Source organism: Candidatus Fusobacterium pullicola (genome assembly GCA_018883725.1).
Lineage (GTDB): Bacteria > Fusobacteriota > Fusobacteriia > Fusobacteriales > Fusobacteriaceae > Fusobacterium_A > Fusobacterium_A pullicola.
In genome coordinates, this window is the sequence record JAHLFN010000030.1 from 1 (window position 1) to 5,538 (window position 5,538).

Consider the following 5,538-nt stretch of genomic DNA (forward strand, 5'->3'; position numbering starts at 1 on the left):
TATGATTTAGTTGATGTTGTTGAAGAAAAATGTAGAATAGCTCAAGCTCTTATAAAAGATAAAAGATGTGCTAATCTTTGTCTTTTACCAGCAGCTCAAATAAGAGATAAAAATGATGTAACCCCTGAACAAATGAAAAATTTAATTGAAAAATTAAGAAAAGATTTTGACTATATCTTAATTGACTGTCCAGCAGGAATAGAACAAGGATTTAAAAACGCAATAGCTGCTGCTGATGAAGCAATAGTTGTAACAACTCCTGAGATATCTGCTGCTAGAGATGCGGATAGAATAATTGGATTACTAGAAGCAAATGAGATTAGAAATCCTAAGCTAATTGTTAACCGTATAAAAATGGATATGGTTAAAGCTGGAAATATGCTTAGTGTTGAAGATATGTTAGATATCTTAGCTATAGAATTAATTGGTGTTGTACCCGATGATGAAAACATTGTAATATCTACTAACAAGGGAGAACCATTGGTATATAAAGGTGAATCTTTAGCTGCTCAAGCATATAGAAATATTGTTGAAAGGGTTGAAGGTAAAGAGGTTCCATTCCTAGATTTGGATGTAAAGTTAGGATTTTTTGATAAATTAAAAATGGTATTTAGTAAGTAGGTGATCAGGTGAGTATATTTAGTTTTTTTAACAAAGAGGAAAAATCTAAAGATGTTGCTAAAGATAGACTAAAACTTGTTCTTATCCATGATAGAGCAATGCTATCTTCTGGAATGTTAGAGCAGATGAGAGATGATATAATTGCTGTTATCTCTAAATATGTTGAAATTGATAAAGAAAGCTTAAATATAGAGATTGCTGAAAATCCAGACAATACTAGAAGAACTACTTTAGTAGCTAACATTCCTTTAAAACAAAAAAAATCATAAAAATAACGGTTTCATCTGATATACTCAGTGAGACCGTTATTTTTTTGAGTATTAAACTCCCCTGCCAAGGAATTATATTATATCTCTTTTCTTTTAAAGAGTAAAGACAAAGTTTCCATTTTTCATAATAATTGTTTCTCTACCTTCTGAGTCTATACCAACTATCTCCATATCCTCAGTACCTATCATAAAATCTTCATGAGTTAAAGAGTTATTCATTCCTCTTTCTTTTAACTCCTCTTCACTCTGTCCCTCACTATTTTCTAAACATACAGGATAAGCTCCTCCAAAAGCTAAATGGCAAGAAGCGTTTTCATCAAATAGTGTATTATAAAATACTCTCTCCGACTTTGAAATTGGAGAATCATATTCAACTAAAGCAACCTCTCCTAAATATTTTGAATTTTCATCCATAGATAGAAGTTTTCCCAGTATCTCTTCTCCAATCTCTGCTGAATAGTTAATAACCTCTCCATCTTTGAATGTTAAAGTAAATTTATCAATTACACTTCCACCATAGATTAAAGGCTTACTGCTCACAACTACTCCATTCACTTTTTCTCTATGAGGCATAGTAAAAATCTCTTCAGTTGGAATGTTTGCAACAAATTCTACTCCAGCTTTAGATTTTTCTCCTCCACTTATCCATTTATGCCCCTCTGGAAGCCCTATCTCTAAATTTGTTCCCAAAGAGTTTCTATATATCAATTTAGTAAATCTTTTCTTATTCAGATAATCCATTCTAGCCTTTAAAGTATTTAGATGATTTTCCCATTCTAAAATTGGATTCTCCTTATCAGCTCTAACTATTTTTAAAATTAATTTCCACATCTCTGAAATAGCAACTTCTATACTTAATTCTGGAAATACTCTCTTTGCCCAAGCTTGTGTAGGAACAGAAATTACACACCATTGGTTACTATTTCCCATCACATTTTCATAATACTCTTTAAGAGCTAAGCTTTTTGCTTTTTGAAATCTAGCTACTCTTGTTTTATCTACCTCTTTTAAAATATCCGGATCAGTAGCATATACACTTAAAAAAGCTGCTCCCTTTTTTCTATAATATTCCATTGATTCTTTTTGCCACTCTGGAAAAGTATCAAAAATATCCTCTGCTCCATATACATATTTATACTTTCCAACCACTTCATCATTCCAATGAACTACAACTTCACTAGCTCCTAATTCATATGCTTGTTTTACCAATTTTCTTGTAAAATCATAAACTTCAACTGGTGAACTAATAACTAAAATCTGTCCTTTTTGAATATTTATTCCCTTTTGAATAACTAACTCTACATATTTATCTATCTGTCTTTCCATGATACTCTCCTCTATATAATTATGCTCTAAATACTCCTTTAGATATAAAATTGTTTATATACTTTGCTGTACCCATTTTCTTATGAATTTCATCATGTATTAAAGGTAATTTTAATGTTGCCTTTGCTCCATCATATAGGCACTCTTTGTAATTTACAATTCCATCACTGTACTCTCCTAACCATCTTGAAAAAATTCCATGAGGTTCTGTACCTATAATTATACCTACCTCTATTGAATCATCTAATTTAAAAGTACTTTTTTTATTTAAAACATGTAAGGGTTTAAATATATTATCTAAAATAGGAAATACTCTTTTTAATCTTCTGTGAATAACCGAATCTCTAAGAGGAGCTGATATCAAGATAACCTTGTCAACTACACCTTTTACCTCTTCATCTCTTAAAGTTCTCTCTATTAACTTTCCTCCAAGCCCATATCCTATTAGAATTATCTCTTCTTTTTCATTTAAACCACCATACTTTAAATCTAAAAGAAAATCTTTTAGCATACTTACTGAGTATTTTATATCTGGAAATGTTAAAGGAAAATTTAAATTTTCAACTTTATATCCTAATAGCTCTAAATTTTCTTGGAGAGGTCTCATATCTCTATAACTTTTATTAAATCCATGTATTAAAACAACTCTAAAACTCATCTGACTATATTCACTCTCCTCTCTATTACTATTATTGATTTAAGTAACCTTTTAAGTTGCTAACAATCATATCAATAGCTACTTTATTCTCTCCACCTCTTGGAATAATTACATCTGCATAACGTTTACTTGGTTCACAAAACTCTAAAAACATAGGTTTTACTGTTGTAAGATATTGATTTTTTACAGATTCAAAACTTCTTCCTCTCTCATTCATATCTCTTTCTATTCTTCTTAAGACCATCTCATCTGCATCTGTGTCAACAAAAATCTTAACATCTAACAACTCTCTTATCTCTGGTACAGCAAAAATTAGTATCCCCTCAATAATTATTATCTTAGAAGAGTTTATTCTTACTGCCCCCTCTTTTCTTGAATGAGTTGTAAAATCATAAATTGGTCTATCTATAGATTTTCCCTCTTTCAGCATCTCTAAATGCTTTCTTAAAAGTTCAAACTCTATTGAGTCAGGGTGGTCAAAGTTTACATTTGCTTTCTCCTCAATACTCATATTTAAAAGCTCTCTATAGTAAGCATCTTGCTCTACTAAAACAGCATCCTCGGCTTTAAAAGCTTTTACTAAATTGTTAGCAACAGTTGTCTTTCCACTTCCACTTCCACCTGCTACTCCAATTATAATACAATCTTTCATCTCTACTTCCTCCTATATTTCCCTTTCCCTACAAGTTTTATTATAACATATTATCCAAAAAAAATAAAATTTTCTCATTTTTAATTGATCATTTTCTTATTATAATTGCTTTAAATAATAGTAGAATTACTATCTGAAATATAGTAAAATAGAATATCAACATATATTAGGAGGAGGATATGAAAAAATTAAAAAATTTTCTTTTTATCTTATTATTTACTCTATTTTCACTCTCTTTATCTGGAAAGAATTTTGAAAATAGTAAAAATCTTATATCAGGAAAATTAGAAAATGGTATACATTACTATATCTATAAAAATAATAAACCTGAAAATAAAGCTATGCTCAATCTTGTTGTAAAAACTGGCTCTCTTATGGAAGAAGATAACGAACAAGGTATAGCACACTTTATGGAGCATATGGCCTTTAATGGAACTACAAAATTTAAGAAAAACGAAATGATAAAATATCTACAGTCTATTGGGCTTAGTTTTGGCGGAGATTTAAATGCCTATACATCATTCGATAGAACTGTATACAAATTATTGGTTCCAACTACACCAAAAGAGCTTGAAGATGGAATTGAAGTGTTAAGAGAATGGGCAAGCGAAGCTACTCTCTCTTCTCAAGAGATAGATAATGAAAAAAAAGTTGTAATTGAAGAGTGGAGACTTCGTCAAGGACTGGCTCAAAGATTAGGAGATGTTCAAAAAAAGGCTCTTTTTGAAGGCTCTAGATATTTTGATAGATTTCCTATAGGATTACCTGAAATTATAAATGGAGCTGATCAAAATTTAGTTAAAGGTTTCTATCAAAAATGGTACCAACCTGAAAATATCTCTATTATAGCTGTTGGAGATTTTGATACAAATCAGATTGAAAACTTTATTCATAAATATTTTAATTATCAAGGAACTCAAAAAGGTAAAACTCCTAAGGAATATTCTTTAAAAAAATTAAAAAATAAATATGTGGTCTTTTCCGATGATGAGATAAGATACAATACTTTTACTATTACTAAAATACTTGATAGAGATGTTATTAAAGATGAAAAATCTATGAAAAATTCTATCATTGATCAACTACTTTTTAATATTTTAAATACTAGATTAAATAACCTTCAAAAAGAATCAGATACTCCTTTTTTACAATCTTTAGTGTACAAATATGATATTAATAATAGTCAGGATATCTTTAGTGCTGTTGCAGTAATAAAAAATAATAAATTATCTGAGGGAATAACATTACTTAATAATTTTCTCAAATCTTCAGCTAAAAATGGAGTGACTGATTATGAATTAGAATTAGAGAAAGAAAATTTAATCAATAATTATAAAAATCTTGTTACTAATAAGGAGAGTATTACTCATGAGACTTATGCTGATTCTCTTGTAGAACATGTGATGTCTGGAGAATGTTTTATAGATATTGATGAGGAGTTCAACATCTACTCTACACTTATAAAAAATATTACCACCAAGGATTTAAATAAAAGAATAAAAAAAATATACAAAGAAAACTCTCTTTATTTCTTAACTACAAGTACTTCTCAAAATAAGATAAATGAAAAACAACTAGAAGAGTTAATAAAAGAGAGTAAAAACTCTAACAAAATCATTGATTTTTCTATAAAACCTGTAATTCTTACACCTTTAAAAACCTCTCTAGGTAGTTTTACAAAAGAAACAGATGGTAAATATCTACTTTCTAACGGAATAAAAGTTTTTAGTAAAAAAACTGATTTTGATAAAGATAAAATTTATATAAAACTTTTTAAAAAAGAGGGTAGTTCTAGTAATGACTATACCACATTTATTAACTCAACTATTGCTCCAACAATAATTGAGCAATCTGGAGTTGGAAATTTAAAGCCTACAGATATAGATACCTTTATGAAAGGGAAAAATTTCTCTATCTCTTCTTATATAAGTGATTATGAACAAGGATTTATAATTTCAACAGATAGAAAAAACTTAGAATTAGCTCTCGAATATATGAATTATTTAATTTAT

The 5,538-nt window shown here is 29.0% G+C and carries 6 protein-coding genes; 3 read left to right on the top strand and 3 right to left on the bottom strand.

Going from position 1 to position 5,538, the window contains the following annotated elements:
• Window positions 1–621: septum site-determining protein MinD (gene minD, locus IAA47_03670; protein ID MBU3842070.1), on the top strand; the 621-nt coding region annotated here is incomplete at its 5' end.
• A gap of 8 nt (window positions 622–629) precedes the next feature.
• Window positions 630–890, top strand: coding sequence for a cell division topological specificity factor MinE (minE, locus tag IAA47_03675; protein MBU3842071.1), 261 nt, complete (start codon window positions 630–632; stop codon window positions 888–890).
• 93 nt (window positions 891–983) lie between these two features.
• On the opposite strand, the gene IAA47_03680 is transcribed toward minE, so the two are convergent.
• The 3 genes from IAA47_03680 to udk are packed head-to-tail and all read right to left on the bottom strand — an operon-like array spanning window position 984 to window position 3,526.
• Complete coding sequence (locus IAA47_03680) at window positions 984–2,216, bottom strand: aminopeptidase (GenBank protein MBU3842072.1); 1,233 nt, start codon at window positions 2,214–2,216, stop codon at window positions 984–986.
• A gap of 19 nt (window positions 2,217–2,235) precedes the next feature.
• On the bottom strand, window positions 2,236–2,874 hold the full coding sequence (locus IAA47_03685) for an alpha/beta hydrolase (protein ID MBU3842073.1): 639 nt from the start codon (window positions 2,872–2,874) through the stop codon (window positions 2,236–2,238).
• Window positions 2,875–2,905: 31 nt separating this feature from the next.
• The gene (gene udk / locus IAA47_03690; GenBank protein ID MBU3842074.1) at window positions 2,906–3,526 is read right to left on the bottom strand and encodes a uridine kinase; all 621 of its coding nucleotides are present in this window, start codon (window positions 3,524–3,526) and stop codon (window positions 2,906–2,908) included.
• Window positions 3,527–3,705: 179 nt separating this feature from the next.
• Here udk and IAA47_03695 point away from each other — a divergent pair.
• Window positions 3,706–5,538 (top strand): insulinase family protein (locus IAA47_03695; GenBank protein MBU3842075.1); only part of this gene is annotated, 1,833 nt, incomplete at its 3' end.